Source organism: Pseudaminobacter sp. Soil_N_29, assembly GCF_057656055.1.
The window spans coordinates 1-22,326 of sequence record NZ_JBDGLC010000001.1; the positions used below are offsets into that span (position 1 = coordinate 1).

The following is a 22,326-nucleotide window of genomic DNA, read 5'->3' on the forward strand; positions in this document are numbered from 1 at the left end:
TAGTAGGCCAACAGAAGAAGAGAACGTCAATGCAACTTTCGTTCGTTGCTCCCCATTGTCAGGAGATGGCCTACCTTCCCCTGGACAGATGGGGGAGCACCGCAGTGACGCTGGAAATGCGAGATTGATGGAGTGAGACCATGAGGGGCATTCAGTCGATTGTCTTGAATAGGCTGAACTGCGCGAACAGGGACGGCGTACCACCCGTATGGATGAGCGCGGCCGGCTCATCCGCCGAGATGTGGGCGACGAGGTCCACGAAGCCACCGAAGGTTTCGGCCGTGTAGACATGTTCGATCAGGATGCCTTCGGCACGCGCCAGCGTGATGATGGCTTGCTCTGATGCCGGCGGGGGCTGGCCATAGCCGGCACCAAGATGGTGGTAGTGGACGGGCACGTGATCGAGGTCCCAGACACTTGGGCCCGTGTGGCTGCGCAAGTAGTCGTAGATCCGGATAACGCGTGCCGCCAGTTCCTGTGTATATTCCACCCTGACCAAGTGGATCTCGAATGGTGTTCGTCATCGAGGTGTTCGAACGGTGGGGGCAGCCGCGCGGACCGCCGGACACATCGGGACCGAACCAGGAGAACGCACCATGACCCGGCATGGCGTGATCCAGTCTTCCGCCGCAGGCACTCAGCCTCCGACAACGAACCCAGCGTGCTGATGGCGGTCATCGAGGCCGACAGGGCCGCGCCCAGCCCACCGCCGGGCCCGCAAAGCCGCACCGAGGAGCAACGAAGCGGTCTGTTCGCACCCAAGTCTGCGCTTCCCGACGGCGGTCGCGCCATCGCCGACACCAGCCCCAAACCAAAATCCCCATAGGCATCGCCCGTGGGCCGCGGGTTCCTTCCTCGGGGACTTTCGTACGCCTGCCGGCGCCCGAAACTCTTCACGGAAGCCGTCAGTCCGCTTTCGGGGACGAAGCGCGATAGGCTGCCATCCGGCTTCTGACACTATGGCCGCCAGACTGCCGTCGACAGGCGCACCATGTCGAGCGCGCGCGCGACCTTGGCGGCGATATCTGCCCGGGCAAGGCGCGGCCGACGCTGGTTCAGCCCGTAGGCGACGTTGCGCGCCACGTTCATATGCGGGAACAGCGCATATGCGCGAAGAGAAAGTGTTCAGCCGAACCGATTTTCGCCGACTCGCCGCTGTGGCACCGGTCGTCACGGCACTGATGCGGCAGCAGTGGAGTGGACTGGCGCAGGACTTTACCGCACAGAAGGTGGGGCGCCCCGAAATAACAGGACAGGGCCTCGATCGTCTAACGCGCCGCGAGAGTGAAATCGTCGCCTTCATTCTCAAGGGGTATTCGGCTGAGGCGACCGGTCAAGCGCTAAACATCTCTACGGGAACTGTCCGCATTCATCGGCGCAATATCTATGCCAAGCTGGGAATTTCATCGCAGCGCGAACTATTCTCGCGTTTTTTGGCGGGTGTCGTTTCTTGAGGCGTACAATCGGTTTTCATGACAAACCGCTCTGTTCCTCAAGCCGGGTACGCCCTTTGCATGATCGTCTGATCATTTTTCAGTGCAAGGCGTCCACATAGGCAAGTTGACCGCACTTGGCGCTTTGACTTTCCTAGTCGGCGTTCTGCCACAGGACCAACTGGATGTCATTGTCGCCCGACATACAGGCGCCTTCCCGGTTCCGCGTCTTTCGCGGCCTGATCCTCAGGCGATTCTTCGAAATTCTCAGGATTCCCGAACTCTTCCTGTGCGGATTTCTCGGGGTCTTCCTTGTCGGCAAGTTCGTTCTGATGCGAAGCGCTGCGACGGACACGTTCCTGATCGCCCTGGTGCAGCACGATGCCGCCATCTTGGCCGCCCTGCTTCTTCTCTATACGCTCAACCTCTATTTCCAGCCCGGAGCAATGACCCGTCACCTGGCTGCCGTGACAAGGGCAGTATTCGTCTCAATATTTGCAATCTACGTTTTCGACGTTTTTGCTTACTTCTTCTTTGGGACACGGCTCTACATCAGTGACGCGGTCACCTTTTCGGGAGAGATGAACTCTTTCGGAACGCTACTTAGAACCGGGCTGAGCACAACGTTTGCCAGAAGAGGGTGGATTGTAGCTGTCGCCGCTATCGGCTTCGGGGCGATTATCTATTTCAGCCTTGCGTTCGTGGGCGGTCGTTCGACCTTAAGGCCCCGGGCGCTGCCGATCTTGTCGGCGGCAGCTCTCCTCGTGGCCTTTTATCTCGTTCCACTGCCTTCTTACGTATACGCTTTTGGCGACAAGCCGCTGTTTGAGAATTTCGCCGAACGAAACGCCAGCTTTTTCAGGCAGACAACATTCAGCGGCGACTTTCGCCGGATGCTTCTGTCCAAGCCCGCGACGCGCAGTTGCCACCCAGGAGACGCGAGGGCCCTGAACGTGCTTGTGGTGATGGTCGAGAGCCTGTCTGCATATCATTCCAAATACTTCTCGGGGATCGAGGATTGGACGCCGCGTCTGGACGCGATCGCGCAGAAGGAGACGGCGCTTACCAATTTCTATGCCAATGGATGGACGACGATCGGCGGATTGATTTCGCTACTCACAGGAACGTTTCCCTTCGTTCCCGAGCAAGCGAAATTCAACGAATGGGGCTCGCCTCGCCTGGATGACTTCAGCCACATTCCTGAGACGCTGCCCGGGCAACTGGCAAAACAAGGCTATCAGACGACTTTCGTGGGTGCGGGCGACCTTACGTTCCTCGGCCAGGCGGACTGGCTTAGAGCGATTGGCCACGAGAGGATAATCGGAAACGATGACCCGCGTTTTGACAAACAGGTCGTGCGCGGCCCGTTCGATTCCGTGCTGGACCAACTGCTTTATGAGGTCGTGTTGGACGAGATGGCCAACATGCGCCAAGACCGTCCTTACTTCATCACGGCACAGACTTTCTGGAGCCATCGGCCATTCATGGCCCCAGATGGGAGCGCACTCCATACCGAAGAGCACGTCATTCGCATGACCGACCAGATGATCGGCGATCTTTACGAGAATCTCCTCGACGCCGGCTTCTTCGATGATGGCATACTGTTCATTACCGGCGATCACAGGGCCATGGAGCCATATAGGAAAACAGAGATTGACAGGTTCGGGGCATCGGCAGCGGCGCGAATACCCGCCATCGTAGCGACCCGGGCGCTCGACCTCCCGCATGTGATAGCCGAGAACTATCAGCAGCGCGACCTGCAGGCGTCGATATTGGCTTTGGTCGGCAACGAGTATTGTCTCGATCCCTTTGAGGGAACGATGCTGGGGACGCATCGCAGGCCTCCCGCTTGTGTGATGCATGCTCGCGGCGACGATCGTGACCTGATCCTGGTGAAGTGCGCCGACCAGGAAGGTGTGGTCGCTGTTGCCGCGGACGCTACCGCAATCGCCAGCGGCGCACTGCCCCATGAAGGCGCGATCATAGATGCCATCAATCGAAACAGACTGCGCATCTTGACGACACTGGCAGACGAAGAATCATTGGCAGGCCATTGAGCGAATTTGGACGAGGACGAGAAGATACCTGTTCGAAGTGACCGACCATCAGCCCCGAAACTGGGAGGTTTAGGTGAGGATTGCCAGGCATTACCCTTCCACGGAGATTGAATTGGACCATTCGCCCGCCAAGCCGGAACCTTCCGTCCTCGCCCGATTTCTGCCGAACGCCATCACCGCATCGGCACTGTGCGCGGGCCTGATCTCAGTCCGTTTTTCCATCGACGGGAAATTTGATGCGGCGCTTGCGGCTATCGTCGCAGCAGCGATCCTGGACGGGCTCGACGGGAGGGTCGCGCGCAAGCTCCACTCAGCCTCGCGCTTCGGAGCGGAATTTGACAGCCTTGCCGATTTCCTGAGCTTCGGCATCGCGCCGATCCTGCTTCTCTATTTCTGGAGCGGCGAACATATGAACACGGCCGCCAGCCTCTGTCTGATGGTCTTTGCTCTCGCTTCGGCATTGCGTCTGGCGCGCTTCAATTCCACGCTTGAGGAGAAAGCTCCGTGGCAGCGCGCCTATTTCACCGGAATGCCCACCCCAAGCGCCGCGCTGGCAGTCTTGCTCCCTCTTTCACTGACTGAGCCGGATCCGACATCTGTCAAGGCAATCGGGCCTTACGCAATCTTTATCGCGTTCCTGATGATCTCCACGATCCCGACATTCTCAGGAAAGACCCTGAAAGCTTACAGCCATAGCAGCAAGATTTGCATTGAAGCAGCGGTAATTGTCTCGCTCATCACTTTCATGGTTTATCCGCGCGAGATCCTGGCCCTTGCCACAGCGGCCTACCTGGCATCTATCCCGCTCAGCTGGTGGCAATACAGAGTCAAGTTTCGCAACGACGACAGCTGACCTGTGGAGACCAGCCATAGCTGGAATTTTCCCGTTGCGGGCTTCGCAGTTCTTGGAAGGAGTGTAAACGGGCGACGTTTGTTGCAGGCTGCGGCTATCCTTGTCCCGATGAGCAAGGCGCCGCCCCCCTGGAGGGCAGGCCGAACGGCAGGTTCGGCCTATCTGCTTTTCCAAACCCATGGAACGAAGGAGGGCTATCCTTCGAGCAAGGCAGGCAAGGGCCTCAGAAATTGAGATGCGCCAAGACCTCGTGGGAGCCGCGGTAGATCATCTCCAGCGCGACATAAAGGATGATGGCGAGGCCGGCATAGGCGATCCAGCGATAGCGCTGCAAAAGGCGCGCGATGTATGTGGCAGCCAGGCCCATCATCGCGATGGACAGGGCGAGGCCGAATACCATCACAGACAGATGATCACGCGCGGCGCCCGCGACCGCGAGGACGTTGTCGAGCGACATCGATACGTCGGCGACGACGATCAGCCATGCCGCCTGGGCGAAGGTCTTGCGCGGGGCGCCGGCCGCAATCTCTCCATCAAGGTTGATGTCGCGGCCTTCGAGTGCTTCGGCCACTTCCACTTCCTGGCCCTGGCTGGCCTGCAGTTCCCGCCACATTTTCCAGCAAACCCAGAGCAGAAGCACACCGCCGGCAAGCAGCAGACCGACGATCTGCAGCAGTTGGGTCGTAGCGGCGGCGAAACCGATGCGCAGCACGGTAGCTGCCATGATGCCGATGAGGATCGCTTTGTTGCGCTGGTCCTTCGGCAGGCCTGCTGCGGCAAGGCCGATGACGATGGCGTTGTCGCCGGCCAGAACCAGGTCGATGAAGATGACCTGAAGAAGGGCGGAAAGGGCTTCCGGGGTAAGAAGTTCGCTCATGTGGCACCCATTGTTCGTTGGGGCGCCCGAATGTGTGGATCGACAGCATGTAACAGACGCCCGATCCGGCACTTCGTGCCGAGGCGGGTTGAGCTGCGAAGGCTACGGTCGATGAAATTCCACGAACACCAGGCCACCTGTTTGGATATCCAGTCCGACATCACGGTTCAGGGGAACCGCCAGAGGGGCCCGGTCTGGTGTGTCCCGTTTAACTGCATGGCCGCGGAAATTCAAGAGTGTCCGCGCCGCCGCCCGGCGCGCCACTTTCTGCGTTGCCGCGCGGCGTCGTTGCGTACGCGAAAATCGATGGCGTGGTTGTTGGCAAATTGCTCTTGAAAGTCGATTGCGCCGCCCCCAGATGCGGGACCCGGGCCGGGCCGCGCGCGAGACGGGCCTGGATCGCGCCAAGACCGCATTCATTGAGGAACTGCCCATGTCGACTTCGCCCACCCTCCGATTTGCAACCCTGTTTGCGGGCCTGTTCCTGGCATTTTCCATGACAGCGATGGATCACGCGGAGGCGCGGCGCGGCGGCAGCTTCGGCAGTCGGGGCACGCGCACCTTCCAGGCGCCGCCAACCACACGGACGGCGCCGGCGCAAACCGCTCCGGTCGAACGGTCGATGACGCCCAATCCCGGAACCAACACCGCGGCCCGCCAGCAGCCGGCCGGCGCGCAGCGCCCGGGTTTCATGAACGGCTTTGGCGGCTCGCTGATGCGCGGCCTGCTGCTTGGCGGCCTGCTGGGTGTTCTTCTGGGACATGGTTTCGGCGGTCTGGCTGGCATGTTCGGCTTTCTCCTCCAGGCGTTGGTAATCGGCGGTGCGATCATGCTGGCTGTTCGCTTTTTCCGGCAGCGATCCGCGCACGCTCAGACGCCGGCCATGGCCGGAGCGGGTTTCGGACGCGGTGACACGCATCAACGCGATGCCAATCCCGCAATGTTTGGCATTCCCGGTATGGGCTCGGGATCGGATCGCGAGACCGAGACGGTCGCGTCGGAGGAAATCGCGCTCACCCAGGCCGATCGCGAAACATTTCAGCAGTTGCTGACGGAGGTTCAGGAAGCGTTTGGGCGTGAAGACCATGGTGCGCTGCGCCGATTGGCGACGCCCGAAATGGTTTCCTACCTGTCGGAAGAACTGGCGGAAAACGCGCAGAATGGACTCCGCAATGATGTGTCGGATGTCACCCTGCTGCAGGCCGATATTGCCGAAAGCTGGCGTGAGGACGGACGCGATTATGCAACAGCTGCCTTGCGTTACTCCTCACGCGACGTGACCCGAGAGCGCGCCACGGGCAAGATCGTCGACGGCGACGCCGACGAGCCGACCGAAACAACCGAACTGTGGACCTTTGTGCGCCAGAACGGTGCGGAGTGGAAGCTTTCGGCCATACAGGAAGCCTGAGGCTCTCGCGCGGCGCGTGACAGCGCGTCGCGCGATCAACAAGCGGGAACCTGTGCGGCGATCACGCCGTTGCAGTGCCGATGAGCAGGTCGTCGCCAGTTATTTTCACGACTGTCTTACCCGCGCTGGTCGCGACCCTGTTTTGGGCCGGCACGGCGAAAGCCAAGCTGCCGGTACTGCCGCAGAAGGCTCCTGTGCCAAAGGTCTTCTCGCCGCCCGCAGGCAATATTCCACCCAAGAGACCTGGCGATACGCCGGTTCCCGAACCGCGCCCGGACGGCCACGGCAAGGCAGGCGAGGCAACGGCGCCGCATGAGAAAGAGCCCGTCACTCCCGACAAAGCCCCCTTGCCCGAGGCAAGGCCGCCGCCTTCCGGCACGGAAGGAAAGTCCCGAGAGAGCGAGAAGGCAGAGCCGCCGGACCCGCGTTCAAACGCCCCACGCTCGGCCACCATGCCGGCAGACGAGGCCGCCTGCCGCGCGAGGCTGAGTGCACTTGGGGTCGGCTTCGAGGAACGCCCGCCCGAAAGCAGCGAATCCGGTTGCGCCCTGCCTTACCCGATCTTCGTGAATACGCTCGGCAAAGACATCGATCTGGCACCAGACGCGCTGATGAACTGCAACCTGGCCGAGGCTTTGGCGCGATTTGCGGCAAGTGTCATCGAACTGGCCGCACGGAATGTCTATGGCGAAGAGTTGAAATCGGTGTCCCAGGTCTCGACTTACGTCTGTCGCCCGCGCAACGGCACCGCCAAACTGTCCGAACACGCGTTCGGCAATGCTATCGACATCGGTCATTTCAGCCTTTCAAAAGGCACCGAAATCGACGTCGCACCCGCTTCGGACGAGAAGGCCACAAAATTTATTGCTGAGATCCGCAATGCCGCCTGCGGTCCGTTCAAGACGGTTTTGGGTCCAGGCAGTGACGCCGACCATGCCCGTCACCTGCATTTCGATCTCGCTCCGCGCAAGGATGGCAGCACGTTCTGCCAATAGACCTCACTCGCCGCACCCAGAGTTGATCTCGATCACCCGGGACAGGCGATCAGTGGTCGGAAAAGAGCGCGCGCAGGTCATCGCGCGGAGGAACGCGCCACCTTTCTCCCTGAGGCAGTTCCTGCTCGGCGATCGCGTAGAGGAGATCGAAAACTTCCCAGTCCGGCGTCCTGGCTGCGGAGAAGCTTGCCGTTTTCTCGGCCAGCGCCCTTCCCGCTTCGTCCAGCGCCGGTCTGGTCGTCGCCTCGAGCACGGCCACGATTACGGAGCCACCTTCCGCAGCGGAGAAGTCCTGGCTGAACACCTTGTAGTGCGGATTGGCGATCGAGACACCGATCTGGAACGATGTGATCCTGCCGGAAGAGAATTGCTTGCCCAGCAACTCTGCGAGAGCTTCGGCCTCGTTCCCTGGCGCTGACAGGGGCAGGACGAACGTGGCTGCCGCGCCTGCGAGCCCGCTACCGGCGGCTGCCACGCGGCGGCAGGGATATCTGCTAAAGCCGCTGAAGGAACGGCGCATCTTCGCCGACCAGCGTGTCGGCTCGTCGACGAGCTCGCGATAGGCCGCGCTTTCGAGGACCTGGAGCGACTCCAGCTCGTAAAGCGTGAAGAACCTGCGCTCCGCGCCGCCGCCACTTGCGTAGCGCTTGCCCGAGAGAAAACCCGGCACGCTGAGCCGTTCCGGCACATGCTCGAATGTGTGCCAGCACTCATATTCGTCCAGCAGCGCCGGGTCGAAGCCGTTCCACAGTGCCAGGAAAGCTGTACCTTGCGAAGACATCGGCTTCTCAATCCTGCTGATGATGAATGACGACCTTGGAGGCTGCCTTGCCCAAGGCCAGGGCAAAACCCTTCTCGGCATTTGCCAGATCAAAGCGGTGCGTGATCAGTCCGCGCACGCGGTCCTGGTTCGCCGAGAGATAGTCCAGAACGCGATACCAGGTTGCGACAGGAGAGCGGTAGGAGCCTCGCACCTGCTGATGGTTGCGAACGAGTTGCGTGAGATCGATCTCGACCGGCCGCGGATGAATGCCCGCGATGACCAGAATCCCCCTCTTTTTCAGACAGGCGAGCGCTTCCGGCACCACCTGCGGGGCGCCGGTCGCTTCGATGACCACGTCGAACTTGCCGCGCTCCAAAAACGGCCGCAACGCCTCCGATAGCGTGGTGCCGGCGGTGTCGACGGTGTTGGCGAAGCCGAGCTCGTCGAGCGTCTTCAGCCGCGCCGCATCATTGTGCCCGCAGATCACCACTTCGGAAGCGCCGGCTGCCTCACAGAACAGCGCGATCCCCTGTCCTATGAAGCCGGGGCCGAGCACCAGCACTCGGTCGCCCTTCTTTACTTCGCCGGTATCGACCGCTTCCGCGCAGACCGTCATCGGCTCCGTCAGAGCGGCGATCTCGAAATCGAGCCCTTCGGGCAGCGCCACGCAATTGGCGAAGGGTACCGCAACATGAGAAGCAAAGGCGCCGTTGCGCCCGATGCCGATACCGCGGCGCCCCGTGCAGTTTTCCTCATCCTTCGCGCGGCACGCGTCGCAATTCCCGCACACCACCGAAGGCCGTACGGTCACCCGCGTTCCGACCAACCGGCTATCGACGGCAGCACCCGTGGAGACGATCGTGCCGGACAATTCATGGCCGAGCGTGACCGGCATCGCCGACTGCATGGATTCGTATCCTGGCGTCCATTCGGCGATGTGCAGATCGGTCCCGCAAATGCCGGTCGCCGCGGTTCGGATCAGCACCTCTGCGGGCGAGATTTCCGATATTTCAGGCAGGCTGCGCAGCTCGATTCCCGAGCCGGGCCGCACCTTCTGCAAAGCCAGCATGTTTCGATACTCTCGGTTGCCGGCGGCGCGGTGTTAGCCGCGCCAGCCGAGGAAACGCTTCTCGACGAGGCCGATCAGCCAATTCAAGACCAGGCCCATGATCGACAGGATCGCCACGCCGGCAAAAAGCCGCTCGAGATCGTAGAGCGCGCCCGCCTCGAGAATATAGGAGCCGACGCCATATTCGGCGCCGAGCATCTCGGCGGCAACCAGCAGGATGATGGCAATCGAGATCGACACGCGCAGGCCGGAAAGGATAGCCGGGAACGCGCCGGGCAAGACGATCTTGCGGACGATCGACCACCAGGAAAGCCCGAAGCTCTGGCCCATCCTGATCAGGCTGCGGTCGACATTATCCACCGCGCCATAGGTGGCCACGACGGTGGGCGTGAACGTGCCGAAGGCGATCAGCGCGTATTTCGAGGCCTCGTCAATGCCGAACCAGATGACGAAGAGCGGCAGGAGCGCGATCTTCGGTATCGGGAACAGGGCGGCCACCAGCGGCACGAGGCCGGCGCGGACGAGGCTGAAAAGGCCGATCAGGACGCCAAGCGAAATGCCTACAGCGATGCCGATGAAGGCGCCGACGAAAAGCCTCTGGAACGAGGGGAGCAGGTGTTTCCACAACAGACCCGTCTCGTAAAGCTGGATGAAGGTTTGCAGCACGGCGGAAGGGCGCGGCAGTGACAGCGCGGAAATTATGCCGGAACGCGTGCCGATCTCGGCGAGGCCGATCAGCACCACGAATACGATGAGGCCTATGCCCCGTACATGCTGCGGGGCGAAGCCGCGGCCGCGGAATTCGACGGGACGAACCCTGACATCAGACATCGAGCAACTCCTGGTCTGCGGCGGCGGCCTCCTCGCGCATCAAGTCCCAAAGCTGGGTGTGCTTGGCATCGAGCTCGGGGTTTCCCAACTTCCGCTGGTCAAGCGGCATGTCGATCTCGACGATCTCGCGAATGCGGCCGGGCCGGCGGGAGAGCACGACGATGCGGTGGCCGAGGCGGACGGCTTCGGCAAGATTGTGCGTCACATAGACGGCCGTGAAGGGCTGACGGGTCCACAGCGCGACGAGATCGTCCATCAAGAGCTCGCGCGTCTGGCTGTCGAGCGCGGAGAGCGGCTCGTCCATCAGCATGACCGCGGGGCGCACGGCGAGCGCACGGGCGATCGCGACGCGCTGCTTCATGCCGCCAGATAGCTGCTTGGGCAACGCCGTGCGGAAGTCCGAAAGACGGGTGCGCGCCAGCACGTCGGTGATGATCCTGTCAATCTCGGCGCGGCCGATGCCATGATCCTCAAGCACAAGGGCGATATTGCCTTCCACGGTGCGCCAGGGCAGCAGCGCGAAATGCTGGAAAACATAGGTCAGCGGGTTGAGCGAGTCCTTGGCCGGCTCGCCGACCTGCAGGACCGCGCCTTTCGTGGGCTTTTCAAGCCCGCCGAGGAAGCGCAGCAGGGTAGACTTTCCGCACCCGGACGGCCCGATAAGACAAACAATCTGGCCTTGGGGGATTTCGAGCGAGATGTCCCGCAACACCTCGACGGCACCATAGGTGTGGGTGACATTATCGATCAGCAAATCCATGGAATACTCCGGCGGAGGCCCCCGAGGGGCCTCCGTAATTTGAGAAGGTTGGAGTGGATCAGATGGTTTCGACGTAGGACGTGTCGAAAAGCATCTCGGGGGTGATGTTCCCCTTCACCATGCCTTCGGACTTGAACCATTCGAGCTGCTCGGTCACCGACTTCAGCGACAAAGCGAGGTTCTTGTTGATGCGCATCGAGCCCTCGACCAGGTTGGTCTTGGCCTGCTCGAACGGCAGATCGGCCTCAACATATTTGTGGCAGATCTTGGCGATCTCATCGACCTCGCCGGCATCGGCCGTCTTGTCGACGAAGGCCTTGTTGTAATCTTCCACCGCCTTGGAGTAGGCGCGGATGAAGGCCTGCGTCTTCTCGCGCTCCTTGGCCGCGTTGGCGGTCGAGGTGAACACGGTCGTAACCTGGTAATCCGGCGCATAGTCGGAGACCAGGCCGATCTGCTTGGCCGCGCCCTCGGCGATCATCTTCTTGCCGATGCTGGACTGGATCGCCCAGGAATCGATCTGGCCGGAAGACAGCGCGCCGACGACCGCGCCAACCTTCTGCAGCGGACGCAGCGCGATTTTCGACAGCGGGATGTCGTTGGCCTGGGCAATCTTGTGGGCCATGAAGTGGAACGAGGAGCCTGCGGTGGTGATGCCGAAGCTCTTGCCGGCCAGTTCCTTCGGGTGGGTGAGGCCAGCCTCATAGGCTTTGTTGGAGGCAAGGATGATGGCTCCGACCAGCCCCTTTTCTTCCGTCAGCGCGCCGCCGATGACCTTGACGGCCTGTTTCTCGGCCAAGCTGATCAGGCCGCCGCTCATGGCGGTGACACCATAATCGGCGTCGCCGGATGCGATGGCCACCGCCATCGGCTGCGCCGCCTCGAAATATTTCAGCTCTACGTCGAGACCTTCGTCCGCGTAGTAGCCCCGCTCGAACGCTATAAAGCTGGGAGCATGGCTGGCCAGGCGGATCACGCCGAGATTGACCTTGGTGTTGGCGCGCGCAGGCATACCAAGGCCGAGCATGGTGCCCGCGGCTCCGAGGCCGATAAGTGCTTGCCGCCGATTCAATGGAAACTTCATCATTCCGCTTTCTTCCTTCCCGGATTCTGGCTTCTCAGGGTGTTGTCAACTTTGTTGCAGCCGCAACCTCGTCATTCGGTGACCGTTCTATTCGCCAGTCATGCCATCATGGCATGACTGGCCGTGCGATGAGGCCCGGGTCGTCAAGCCTCTTATGCAGTATGTCAATAAGCTTCAGGCCGACCACGGGCTCGCCGTCCGGCGTCGTCTCGCGCGTCCGCACATCGTCCATTGCTATGCCCTCTCCAGGAACGGCAGAAGGTCGGCAAGGACATCGTCTGCAGCGCGTTCGGCAAGCAGGTGGCCGCCGCTCAGCCCCCGGCCGGAAACATCGCTGGCCCAATCCTGCCAGATATCAAGTGGCACTCGACCGCCGAAAGTCTTGCCCTCCTCCCAGAGGACGAGCACTGGACAATCGATTTTACGACCCCTGTTCCTGTCCTCCAAATCATGGCGCTCGTCGATGCCTGCACCGGCACGATAATCCTCGCACACCGCATGCCGCACCGCCGGATCGCGGAAGGCGCGGCGATACTCGGACAGAGCCGTCGGATGGAGATTATCGAGGCTACCCGCCATCTTGGTCAGCGTAAGATCGAGGAAATAATCCGGGTCCGATGCAAGAAGCCGTTCGGGCAGGTCGAACGGCTGCGCCAGCATGTACCAGTGGAAGGCCCCCATGCCGAATTTCTTGTCAGCGCCGGCCCAGACGTCGGATACCGGCACCACCGTCAGAGAGGCGAGTGCCGTCACCGCCTCGGGCATATCCAGCGCCATGCGATAGGCGGCGCGGGCGCCGCGGTCATGGCCGACAACGGCGTAACGGCTGTGGCCCAGCGCCGCCATCATCTCGTGCAGTTGGGCGCCCATCCAGCGCTTGCTGCCGGGATCCGCAGGCGCGCCGACGATCCTGCTGTCGCCATAGCCCGGAAGGTCCACCGCAATGACGCTGTATCGGTCGGAGAGCGGACCGGCAACACGGTGCCAAGCCGCCTTCGTTTGCGGGTATCCGTGAACCAGCAGAACCGGCGCGCCCGAGCCGCCGATGACAGCCGACAGTCGGGCCTGGGAGGTCTCGACCTCGACTTCCCGAAATCCCGGAAACAGCTCGGCGGTGGCGCTCATCGGAAATCCCATTCTTGCTCTTGCTGCGCTCAGGCGAGCGGAGAAAAATCCGTCGGCCTGAGGATCGACGATTTCAGCTCCACGATGGCATCGAGCTCCTTGTTCTTGGCGCTGAACTCGCTCCAGCGCGGATCGGCAGCCATTTTCGCGCGACGGGCGGCACGTTCGTCCAGGCTTTCATAGGCCCATATATGCACAACCTGGTTCGCGGTCCCGAACTCCGTGGTGAAGAAGCCCACCAGTTTGCCGAGATGCTCCTGCTGCACGGCAAGCGCGTGGCTTTTGTAGAGGGCGAGCCAATCCGCCATCCTTGTGGGCTTCAGCGTATAGGTACGCATCTCATAGATCATCATGCATATTCCTTCATTGAGACCGCTTGACGCAGCTTACGGCATCGAGCGCGGCGAGATAGCCGAACGTCAAAGCCGGGCCGAGCGTTATGCCGGGACCAGGATAGGTCCCGTTCATGATCGAATTCATGTCGTTGCCTGCGGCGTAAAGCCCCGGAATGGGCCGCCCGTCGCCGTCGAGAGCGCGCGCATTCGCATCCGTGCGGATGCCGGTTGCCGAGCCGAGATCGCCGGTGACGAGCCTGACGGCGTAGAACGGCGCCTGGCGGATGGGGCCAAGACAAGGATTGGGCCGATGGTCCGGGTCGCCCATCGAGCGGTTGTAGGAACTGGTTCCCCTGCCGAATTCGGGATCGTCGCCGCGCGCGGCGCTGGCATTGTAGCGCTCGATCGTATCCGTAAACGCGATCGGATCCACGCCTATCCGTTCGGCCAGCTCACCGATGCTCGCAGCCTCGATGAGATATCCGCTCTTCACCAGCGCCTTGTTGGATACTGGTGCCGGGCGTGCCAGGCCCATGCCATAGGCGCTCAGGGCGGCTGAATCGCAGACGAGATGGCAGGGCGAGTTCGGCTCGGGATCGGCCTGCATGGCAAGCACGAAGCGATGGTATGAATCGGCCTCGTTGACGAAGCGGCGCCCGCACCTGTTCACCGCAATGATGCCCGGCTTTGCCCGGTCCGTGACGAGATGCGGGAATTTCTCCTCTGAGCCATCCTCATGCGTCAGCACCGAGACCGGAGCCCAGTAGAAATTCGAGACCAGCCCCTCGCCGCGGACCGCCCCAGCAGCGATGGCAAGTGCCATGCCGTCACCGATATTTCCGGCTGGCGACATCGACCTATGCGAGGCATCGGTCTGTGGCCGCCACCGGGAGGCATCCTCCGACGCTCCGAAGCCTCCGGTTGCGAGCACCACGCCGGCGCGAGCGCGGACCTGCCGCTCGCCTGCCACCGTCCTCACGACGACACCACAGATCTGAGCATCTTCCTCGATCAGACGGCTAACCGTCAGACCCGTCCGGAGATCCACGCCCAGGTCGAAGGCGGAGCGGGCGAGACGGGCGATCAGCGCATTTCCGACAACCAGCCGCGTGCCGCGCGCATGGGAAAGCCTGTCCTTTGCATAGCGGCCAAGCAGCTTCAGGCAATGCTTGAGCGACGTCCACGAACGACGCGCGTTCAGGAAGTGCTGGACATCGGCCCGATTGACCATCATCCCACCGAAAAGCAGCATGCCTTCGGGCGGCTTGCGGAGCTCCCTGAAGCGATCGCCCAGCCTGCTTCCGTCATATTCCAGCACTTCCAGTGCGCGGCCGCCATCGGAAGAGCCTTCCAGTTCCATGTGATAGTCGGGAGAGAATGGCCGGACCTTGAACTTCAGCTCCGAGTTTTCCTCCAGGAACGCCAGCGCCTCGCCTCCCCGCTGCAGGAAGGCATCCACAAGCGTAAGATCGGCGCCTTCTCCGATCATATGGATAAGATAGGTTCGCGCCGTCTCCAGCGAAGCATCGAGCTTCGCTTCGGAGGCCTGCCGGTTGCCGGGAATCCAGATCGTACCGCCCGAGATCGCCGATGCACCGCCGAATTGCGCCTCCTTCTCCGCAACCAGCACGTTAAGGCCATGGCTTGCGGCGGTGACGGCGGCGGAGAGGCCGGCTGCACCACTGCCAAGCACGATCAGGTCGTAGCATTCTGCTATGCCGCTTGCATCCATTCCCCGCTCCTCCCCGCGCCGTCAGATGACGGCGCCCTGCCCTTCAAGCGTCTTTCGCAGCGTTGCAACGTCCGTGTGCCCCGCGACGGCGAGTGCTGCGGAAACGCCGGCCGCATGCCCGGTGGCGAACGCTGTGCCCATGACGCGGATCGAGCCATATGCCTTCGAGTCGGCGCCGATGACCCGTCCGGCCAGTCGAAGGTTGGCGATCTCCGCAGCCTCGATCGCGCCGGCGCGCACGTCGAAGAAGCCTTCCCCGCCGATATCCACGAAACGTGCCTTGCCCGGGGACTCGTGAACTTCCATGGGCCAGCTCGCGCGTGCGATGCCGTCCTCGTGCCGGCGGCCGTCGATAACATCCTGCTCGACCACGTCGGCCCGCGAGAACGGCCGCCGCGTCTCGCGGATCCCCATCTGCGGGCCGGTCGAGACCAGGTAAGCCTTCTCGAAACCGGGGTGGCGACGCAGGACTTCCAGGTTCAGCCAGGCGAGCTCGCGCGCCTTGAACTCGACCTCGGTCAGGCTCTTGCCGGTGATGCCGTCGGTTTCCAGGTCGATCGCCATCCACCACATGTCGTTGGTGAGCGGCAGGCGCGAGACCACGCCGCCGTCGGCCCGCAAGATCGGCATTTCGGCCGTCTTGTTATGCTCGACAATAAGCTCGGCCATGATCTTGCGATCAAAGACCACATCTTCGGGGACCCCACCGATGCGGATGGGAAAGGATGCCGCCTGGAGATGCGCGTCCGCGCCACCCGGCTGGCTCAGCCGCGCGCCGGCCAGCGTCGCAAGGGTCGCCTCGCCGCTGGCATCGACGAAAGCGCCAGCTTCGACGGTCGTGATGCCGGAATGGTCGACAAGCGTCACAGAGCGGATACGGTCGCCATCCACCTCGGCGCCCAACAAGCGCGTGTGCAGGCGCACATCGAGTGCGTTCCTCCGCGCCAGACGGTCGAAGCCGAGCTTGGTTGCTTCCGGATCAAGCATGATGATCCAGTAGCCGCTCTTCGAAACGATCGGGGCAATATCGATGCCCAGCGCCTTCAGCTCCAGGAGCAGGTCCTGGCCGACGCCTGACACCATCTGCCTTGCCGTTTCGCCGCGCGCGAAGAAGCCGCAATAGGCGAGAACCTGTGCGTTGGTGGCCGCTCCGCCCATGAAGCCGTAGCGTTCGACCAGAAGCGTCCTGGCGCCGGTGCGGGCTGCGCCTACGGCGGCGGCGATGCCGCCCGCGCCCGCGCCGACCACCACCACATCATATTTCTGAACCGTCTTAGTCATGAATCTCGTGCGATACGCCTTTGCTGAAAATCGTCTCGGGGCGCGCGTTAAATCACGCCCATATGGCCGCCTAGCAGCGCGAGTTGCGCCTTCGCCATCTGCGGCCCGGTCTGAATCTGGAGGCCGCGCGCCTTGGCGGCGGCAAGGAATGGCGTCACCTCCGGCGAGGTAACCACATCCGCGACGAGCGCCGACGCCTTGAGGCGGGCCAGCGCCTCTTCCACGAGCGGAAGCGGATCGCCTTGCTTCATGCCCAGCGGCGTTGCGTTCACGACCAGGTCGAGCATGCCGAGGTCGCCCGCCTGTGTGCCTATCTCGGTCGCCGGGAATTCGGCGCGCAGACGGCCGGCAAGGCGTTCCGCCCGGGCGGCATCGATGTCGGATATCGCAAGCGAGGCGGCGCCCGCTTCGCAGAGCGCGTGGGCAATCGCGCTGCCCGCGCCGCCACTGCCGATGACCAGCGTGCGCTTGGCCGCAGGCTCGAAGCCGTTTCGGCGCGCGGCCTCGACGAAGCCGAGCCCGTCGACCATATCGCCTGTCAGCCTGCCATCCGCCTCGCGCCTGACAACATTGGCGGCCCCGAGCAGCGCTACCCGCGGCGTGATCTCGTCAATGCCGGCCGCGACGGCCTGCTTGTGCGGTATCGTCACCACGAACCCATCCAGGTTCTTCCAGTGCCGTGCCAGCGACAGGAAGTCCGCAACGCCTTCCGGCGCCATGTCCATCGCGATCATCGCCACATCGCTGCCGGACTGTTCGAACGCCGCATTGAAATTTTCCGGCGACTTAACCTGCGCCACCGGCGAACCGATAATCGCGACGACGCGCGTGCTGCCCTTGATCATCCCTGCATCCCACGCGGCCGAAGGCATCACATGGCCTTGCCGCGGTTCAGAACATGACGGCCTTCCCTCTCGCGGGCCAATAGATTATGAGAGGCGACCTATAATGCGAAGTTATAGAGTTTCGCGCATTTCGGGACTGAAGTAATGGCCAGGCCGCTATTGAAGCAGAGGCAGATCGAGGTTTTCCGCGTCGTGATGGCGACGGGCTCGCTCACCTCGGCCTCGCAGCAGCTCGGCGTCTCGCAACCCAGTCTCAGCATGACGGTCCGCCGCTTCGAGGACGAGATCGGCGCCAAGCTGTTCGAGCGCATCGGCGGCCGGTTGGTTCCCACCGAGGAAGCGAAGCTCATTCTGGTGGAGGTGGAGCGGGTCTACGGCCAGTTCGACCGGCTTTCGGAAGCCATCCACTCGATCGCAACGGGCGACTCCTCCGTCTTCCGCTTCGGCACCACGCCCAGCATCGGCATGCGGCTGGTGCCGAAGGCCCTGAAGATTCTAAAGGAGCGCTACAGCTCGCGCACCTTCCATTGCGATTTCCTTTCACAGAAGGATATCCGCGACTACCTGCTCTTCGGCCAGGGATCCTGCGTGACCACGATCGCCGAAGCGAACGATCCGACGCTCGAGACGGCAGTGATTGGGAGAGGCAAGCTCGTCTGCCTGATGCCGCGCACCCATCCGCTGGCTCACCACAGCGCGATTTCGCCGCGCATGCTCGGCGACGAGGTGCTGATCTCCTTCGGCTCTGACACGCCCCATGGCCGCTATATCGATGCCACCTATGCGCGGGCAGGCGTCAGCCGCAAGACCGACGTGTTCGTTCATTTCGTCGAGGCGGCGATCTCCTTCGTCTACGAGAATATCGGCGTTTCGATCATAGACGAGTTTTCCGCCATGGATTGCGAGCGGATGGAACTGGTGGCCGTCCCGGTCCAGGACAGCGTGGAGATCCCCGCCTATGTGCATTGGTGCCGGTTTCGTCCTCGCCCGAAGGCGACCGACGAACTGGTCCAGGCGCTGACAGGCGTCGCCCGCTCGCGCGGTATAGGAACCGCCTGACCCGCTTGCCTCTATGGTCCTGGATGGCCCTGTTTCAGATGCCGCCCATGCAGAGGTATTTCATTTCAAGGTAGTCCTCGAGGCCGTGGCGGGAGCCCTCCCGCCCGATGCCGGACTGCTAGGCGGGATACGACGTCAGGTCCGTTGACATGGAGGACCTGTCGCAGGTCAGGAAGCAGGCCGGAGTGCCCGTCGCAATGGAAGGCTGCCACGTCGCCGCAGTCGACGGTTATTTCCTGGAAGGCCACGTGCCGCTTGAGGCTATTGACAAGCTTCTGAGCGAAAGGCCGGACGTCGCAGGCATCGCGGTCCCGGGCATGCCGGAAGGATCGCTTGGAATGGGCGATGATTCCAAGGCCACGTACAACGTCTACGCCGTACCGCGCGACAAGACAGTTCGCCCGTCTCTCTTCTACCGCGCGGGCGGATAGGACTGGGTGCGAGGGCGACAGCAAAGAATACGCCGCAGAGAAGAAGACCGCACTTGATCACACGTGCTCAGTAACTTCTTGCAGAACGGCCGCAATCACAGGAGGCGACGGTATCGTCCTTGCTCCTTCGAGTCTGGACAACCCTATTCCTTCACCGCGCCCGTCATGGACGAGACATAGTAATCGACGAAGAAGGAATAGAGGATGACGACCGGCAGCGAGCCGAAGAGCGCGCCCGCCATGAGCGATCCCCATTCGAAGACGTCGCCGCGCACGAGTTCCGTCAGCACGCCCACGGGCACCGTCTTGTTCTCCGACGACTGGATGAAGGTGAGCGCGTAGATGAACTCGTTCCACGACAGCGTGAAGGCGAAGATCCCTGCGGAAATAAGGCCGGGCACCGCGAGCGGAAGGATGATCTTGACGAGGATCTGCCAGCGCGAGGCACCGTCCACCAGTGCGCTTTCCTCCAGTTCGAACGGGATCGAGCGGAAGTAGCCCATCAGCAGCCAGGTGCAGAAGGGGATGAGGAAGGTCGGATAGGTGAAGATCAGCGCTAGCCGCGAATCGTACATGCCGAGCTTGAAGACGATGAAGGCGAGCGGGATGAACAGGATCGACGGCGGTACCAGATAGGCAAGAAAGACAAGCAGGCCGACGGAGCGCGACCCGGTGAAGCGCACGCGCTCGATTGCATAGGCGCCGAAGACCGAGGCCGCGAGCGACAGGACGGTCGAGCAGACGGCGACCAGCATGGTGTTCCACAGCCAGCCCGGATAGGAGGTTTCGAAGAGCAGGTACCTGATGTGATCGAGCGTCGCCCCGACGACCCAGAACGGGCTGTAATTGTTGTAGTCGGTGAGCTGCGCATTCGGTTTCACCGCCGTGATGGCCATCCAGTAGAATGGAAAGAGTAGCACCACGACGAAGACGGCCATCGGCAGGTAGAGAACGACCATGCGGCGCGGCAGGCGGTTCAGGTAGCTCATCCCCTCCTTGTCGTCAGTGAGGACATCATCCGCCGAGATCCTGGTTGTGGTGCTCATGGTCTTCCTCCCGATCTCAATCCTGGCCGCCCTGCTGCCATTTGCGGCGTTGCAGGCCGAAGAAGCTGAACATGATGGCGGCGAGCAGGAAGGGCACCATCGCCACGGCGATCGCCGCGCCCTCGCCCAGCTGCCCGCCCGGAATGCCGCGCTGGAAGGAGAGCGTCGCCATGAGGTGTGTCGCGTTCACCGGCCCGCCCTTCGTCAGCACGTAGATGAGCTGGAAGTCGGTGAAGGTGAAGAGGACGGAGAAGGTCATGACCACGGCGATGATCGGCGTCAGCATGGGCAGCGTCACATAGCGAAAGCGCTGCCAACTCGTGGCGCCATCGAGCGACGCCGCCTCCTGCAGCGAGGCGGGAATGGTCTGCAACCCGGCGAGCAGCGAGATCGCGACAAAGGGAATGCCGCGCCAGACATTCGCTGCAATGACCGAGGCACGAGCATTCTTCGGGTCGCCGAGGAAGTTGATCGGGCCGTCTATGAGGCCGAGCTTCATCAGCGACCAGGAGAGGATCGAAAACTGGCTGTCGTAGATCCACCAGAAGGCGAGAGCCGACAGCACCGTCGGCACCACCCAGGGGAGCAGAACGATGGCGCGGAAGAAGGACTTGAACGGCAGGTTTTCGTTGAGAAGCAGCGCCAGCCACAGGCCGAGCGCGAATTTCAGCACGGAGGCCACGGAAGTGTAGAGCAGCGTGTTGAAGACCGAGAGCCAGAAAACCTTGTCGTTTGCCAGGAACTCGTAGTTCTCCAGGCCGATGAAGATGCCGTCCCGCCCGATTCGCGTATCGGTGAAGCCAAGCCACACGCCAAGGCCAAGCGGATAGGTGAGGAAGCAGACGAGGAACACCGCCGCCGGCAACATGAAGAGGAAGCCGAGCACATTGTTGTTCTGCATCAGCGACACCACGGGGGATGGCGGCTTACCGGACGGCACGATGGACATCGACTTCTCCTGCTGGCCTGATCTGGAAGTCCCGGCGGCGCAGCGCCGCCGGGCTCTGAAGCACGCGCCCCGGTCAGACGCGGTAGTAGCGATTGGCGCGGCGCTCGGCTTCCGCTGCCGCCTCCTCGGGCGTCATCTGGCCGGTCACGGCTGCCGCGAACATGTCGACGAGCACATAGTCGGCCATCACGCCGGCGGAGGCATAGCCCAACGGACCGGCATGGCCGTTCGGGCGTAGCGTCTCCGAAGCACGCGCATAGGGCGCGTGGATCGGGTCGGCCGTCCATACCGGGTTGCCGGCGAAGGCCTTGAGCGGTTGGCAGCAATAGGCGCTCGCCCCCGTGATCCAGGCATTCATCTGGTCGGCTTCCATCATGAACTTGATGTAGGCCTTGGCCGCTTCCGGATACTTTGTGTGGCTGAAGAGCAGGAGCGAACTCGTCTGATGCAGCTCGACGCTCTCGCCGACCGGGCCGATCGGGAAGTTGGTCGTACGCATGTCCGCCGCGATCTCGGCGAGCGCAGGATCCTTCTTCGCCGCGTAATAGACCGAAACGCCGTTGGCGATCAGCGACACCTGGCCGGCCAGGAAGGCGCGGTTGTTGTTGATGTCCTGCCAGCTCTCGGTGCCGGGAATGAACGTCTCGTAGAGCGCCTTGGCATAATTGATCGCCTTGATCGTCTCCGGGCTGTTGATGGTAACGGCACCGCCCTCGTCGACCATCTTGCCGCCATGGCTCCACAGCAGCCAATGGGCGTAGTTGTTGCCGTCGCCGACGGCCTTGCCGTGCGGGAAGCCGGCGGGAGTGCCCTTGGCCTTCAGCGCCTTGCACAGTTCAAGGAAGCCGTCCGTATCCTTCGGGAATTCCTTGAATCCCGCAGCCTCCATGTGGCTCTGGCGGTAGACGACAGCATTGCCGATGGCCGTCAGCGGCATGGCGATGAACTTGTCGCCGCGCATCGCATAGCCCTTCATGCCATCGTACCAGCCGCCGTACTTGCCGCCGAGATAGTTGGCGAGTTCCGTCAGGTCGACGAGCTTGTCAGGATACTGGTGGGCATCATCGAACCAGCACATGACCATGTCCGGACCGGAACCGACATTGGCGGCGACTGCGGCCTTGGGTCGGATATCCTCCCAGCTTTCCTTGTCGACGCGGACCTCGACCCCGGTCGCCTCGGTGAACTTCTTGGTGTTGGCGAGCCAGGCGTCCTCGTCGCCCTGTACGAACGGTGTCCAGCGCAGGAGGCGAAGACTGGCGCCCTCCTCCGGCTTGTAGGTCGGCTCGGCCGCCTGGGCGAAGCTCGGACGGATGCCAAGGCCGGCAAGACCGGCCACGGCGGCGGATGCTGCAAGAAAATCGCGTCTTTTGAACGTCATCTGCACTCCTCC

At 62.4% G+C, this 22,326-nt stretch carries 23 protein-coding genes; 7 read left to right on the forward strand and 16 right to left on the reverse strand.

The window, feature by feature from the left end:
* Positions 1 to 151: 151 nt before the first annotated feature.
* The gene (locus tag AC3A4H_RS00005; protein ID WP_487764857.1) at positions 152 to 499 is read right to left on the reverse strand and encodes a hypothetical protein; all 348 of its coding nucleotides are present in this window, start codon (positions 497 to 499) and stop codon (positions 152 to 154) included.
* Positions 500 to 957: 458 nt separating this feature from the next.
* The gene (locus AC3A4H_RS00010) at positions 958 to 1,089 is read right to left on the reverse strand and encodes a hypothetical protein (RefSeq protein WP_487764858.1); all 132 of its coding nucleotides are present in this window, start codon (positions 1,087 to 1,089) and stop codon (positions 958 to 960) included.
* 17 nt (positions 1,090 to 1,106) lie between these two features.
* Here AC3A4H_RS00010 and AC3A4H_RS00015 point away from each other — a divergent pair, with 17 nt between their 5' ends.
* From AC3A4H_RS00015 to pssA, 3 genes are all read left to right on the forward strand, one after another.
* Positions 1,107 to 1,454 (forward strand): helix-turn-helix domain-containing protein, encoded by a 348-nt coding sequence (locus tag AC3A4H_RS00015; RefSeq protein WP_487764859.1) that lies wholly within the window; start codon positions 1,107 to 1,109, stop codon positions 1,452 to 1,454.
* Between the two features lie 164 nt (positions 1,455 to 1,618).
* Entirely contained in the window at positions 1,619 to 3,490 is a 1,872-nt protein-coding gene (locus AC3A4H_RS00020) for an LTA synthase family protein (RefSeq protein WP_487764860.1), read from the forward strand.
* A gap of 112 nt (positions 3,491 to 3,602) precedes the next feature.
* Entirely contained in the window at positions 3,603 to 4,343 is a 741-nt protein-coding gene (gene pssA / locus AC3A4H_RS00025; protein WP_487764861.1) for a CDP-diacylglycerol--serine O-phosphatidyltransferase, read from the forward strand.
* Positions 4,344 to 4,566: 223 nt separating this feature from the next.
* On the opposite strand, the gene AC3A4H_RS00030 is transcribed toward pssA, so the two are convergent.
* Positions 4,567 to 5,220 carry a TerC family protein gene (locus tag AC3A4H_RS00030; protein ID WP_487764862.1) on the reverse strand — a complete coding sequence of 218 codons (654 nt, stop codon included), beginning with the start codon at positions 5,218 to 5,220 and terminating at the stop codon, positions 4,567 to 4,569.
* A 433-nt stretch (positions 5,221 to 5,653) separates the two neighbouring features.
* Between AC3A4H_RS00030 and AC3A4H_RS00035 the strand changes: the two genes are divergently transcribed.
* Complete coding sequence (locus tag AC3A4H_RS00035) at positions 5,654 to 6,628, forward strand: Tim44 domain-containing protein (RefSeq protein ID WP_487764863.1); 975 nt, start codon at positions 5,654 to 5,656, stop codon at positions 6,626 to 6,628.
* Between the two features lie 80 nt (positions 6,629 to 6,708).
* Positions 6,709 to 7,623 carry an extensin-like domain-containing protein gene (locus AC3A4H_RS00040; protein WP_487764864.1) on the forward strand — a complete coding sequence of 305 codons (915 nt, stop codon included), beginning with the start codon at positions 6,709 to 6,711 and terminating at the stop codon, positions 7,621 to 7,623.
* Positions 7,624 to 7,672: 49 nt separating this feature from the next.
* Here AC3A4H_RS00040 and AC3A4H_RS00045 read toward each other — a convergent pair whose 3' ends face one another.
* From AC3A4H_RS00045 to AC3A4H_RS00090, 10 genes are all read right to left on the reverse strand, one after another.
* The gene (locus AC3A4H_RS00045) at positions 7,673 to 8,404 is read right to left on the reverse strand and encodes a hypothetical protein (RefSeq protein WP_487764865.1); all 732 of its coding nucleotides are present in this window, start codon (positions 8,402 to 8,404) and stop codon (positions 7,673 to 7,675) included.
* A gap of 7 nt (positions 8,405 to 8,411) precedes the next feature.
* Positions 8,412 to 9,455 (reverse strand): zinc-dependent alcohol dehydrogenase, encoded by a 1,044-nt coding sequence (locus AC3A4H_RS00050; RefSeq protein ID WP_487764866.1) that lies wholly within the window; start codon positions 9,453 to 9,455, stop codon positions 8,412 to 8,414.
* 33 nt (positions 9,456 to 9,488) lie between these two features.
* Positions 9,489 to 10,286: an ABC transporter permease gene (locus tag AC3A4H_RS00055; protein WP_487764867.1), complete on the reverse strand. Its 798-nt coding sequence runs from the start codon at positions 10,284 to 10,286 to the stop codon at positions 9,489 to 9,491.
* Entirely contained in the window at positions 10,279 to 11,046 is a 768-nt protein-coding gene (locus AC3A4H_RS00060; RefSeq protein ID WP_487764868.1) for an ABC transporter ATP-binding protein, read from the reverse strand. Before AC3A4H_RS00060 ends, AC3A4H_RS00055 begins: the two co-directional genes overlap by 8 nt.
* 58 nt (positions 11,047 to 11,104) lie before the next feature.
* Positions 11,105 to 12,130, reverse strand: a complete 1,026-nt coding sequence (locus tag AC3A4H_RS00065) for an ABC transporter substrate-binding protein (protein WP_487765864.1) — start codon at positions 12,128 to 12,130, stop codon at positions 11,105 to 11,107.
* A 234-nt stretch (positions 12,131 to 12,364) separates the two neighbouring features.
* Positions 12,365 to 13,255 (reverse strand): alpha/beta fold hydrolase, encoded by an 891-nt coding sequence (locus tag AC3A4H_RS00070; RefSeq protein WP_487764869.1) that lies wholly within the window; start codon positions 13,253 to 13,255, stop codon positions 12,365 to 12,367.
* Between the two features lie 29 nt (positions 13,256 to 13,284).
* Positions 13,285 to 13,608 (reverse strand): NIPSNAP family protein, encoded by a 324-nt coding sequence (locus AC3A4H_RS00075; RefSeq protein ID WP_487764870.1) that lies wholly within the window; start codon positions 13,606 to 13,608, stop codon positions 13,285 to 13,287.
* A 10-nt stretch (positions 13,609 to 13,618) separates the two neighbouring features.
* Entirely contained in the window at positions 13,619 to 15,322 is a 1,704-nt protein-coding gene (locus AC3A4H_RS00080) for an FAD-dependent oxidoreductase (RefSeq protein ID WP_487764871.1), read from the reverse strand.
* A gap of 21 nt (positions 15,323 to 15,343) precedes the next feature.
* Positions 15,344 to 16,603, reverse strand: a complete 1,260-nt coding sequence (locus AC3A4H_RS00085) for an FAD-dependent oxidoreductase (RefSeq protein ID WP_487764872.1) — start codon at positions 16,601 to 16,603, stop codon at positions 15,344 to 15,346.
* 47 nt (positions 16,604 to 16,650) lie between these two features.
* On the reverse strand, positions 16,651 to 17,448 hold the full coding sequence (locus AC3A4H_RS00090; RefSeq protein WP_487764873.1) for a shikimate dehydrogenase family protein: 798 nt from the start codon (positions 17,446 to 17,448) through the stop codon (positions 16,651 to 16,653).
* A gap of 144 nt (positions 17,449 to 17,592) precedes the next feature.
* On the opposite strand from AC3A4H_RS00090, the gene AC3A4H_RS00095 reads away from it, so the two are divergent.
* Together AC3A4H_RS00095 and AC3A4H_RS00100 are read left to right on the forward strand one after the other, a co-directional pair.
* Complete coding sequence (locus AC3A4H_RS00095) at positions 17,593 to 18,507, forward strand: LysR family transcriptional regulator (RefSeq protein ID WP_487764874.1); 915 nt, start codon at positions 17,593 to 17,595, stop codon at positions 18,505 to 18,507.
* Between the two features lie 149 nt (positions 18,508 to 18,656).
* The gene (locus tag AC3A4H_RS00100; protein WP_487764875.1) at positions 18,657 to 18,938 is read left to right on the forward strand and encodes a DUF411 domain-containing protein; all 282 of its coding nucleotides are present in this window, start codon (positions 18,657 to 18,659) and stop codon (positions 18,936 to 18,938) included.
* Positions 18,939 to 19,081: 143 nt separating this feature from the next.
* Here the strand turns inward: AC3A4H_RS00100 and AC3A4H_RS00105 are convergent, their stop codons facing one another.
* From AC3A4H_RS00105 to AC3A4H_RS00115, 3 genes are all read right to left on the reverse strand, one after another.
* The gene (locus tag AC3A4H_RS00105) at positions 19,082 to 19,984 is read right to left on the reverse strand and encodes a carbohydrate ABC transporter permease (RefSeq protein ID WP_487764876.1); all 903 of its coding nucleotides are present in this window, start codon (positions 19,982 to 19,984) and stop codon (positions 19,082 to 19,084) included.
* A gap of 16 nt (positions 19,985 to 20,000) precedes the next feature.
* Positions 20,001 to 20,933 (reverse strand): carbohydrate ABC transporter permease, encoded by a 933-nt coding sequence (locus AC3A4H_RS00110; RefSeq protein ID WP_487764877.1) that lies wholly within the window; start codon positions 20,931 to 20,933, stop codon positions 20,001 to 20,003.
* Between the two features lie 73 nt (positions 20,934 to 21,006).
* A complete protein-coding gene (locus tag AC3A4H_RS00115; protein WP_487764878.1) occupies positions 21,007 to 22,314 on the reverse strand; it encodes an ABC transporter substrate-binding protein in 1,308 nt (435 codons plus the stop codon).
* Between the last annotated feature and the right edge of the window lie 12 nt (positions 22,315 to 22,326).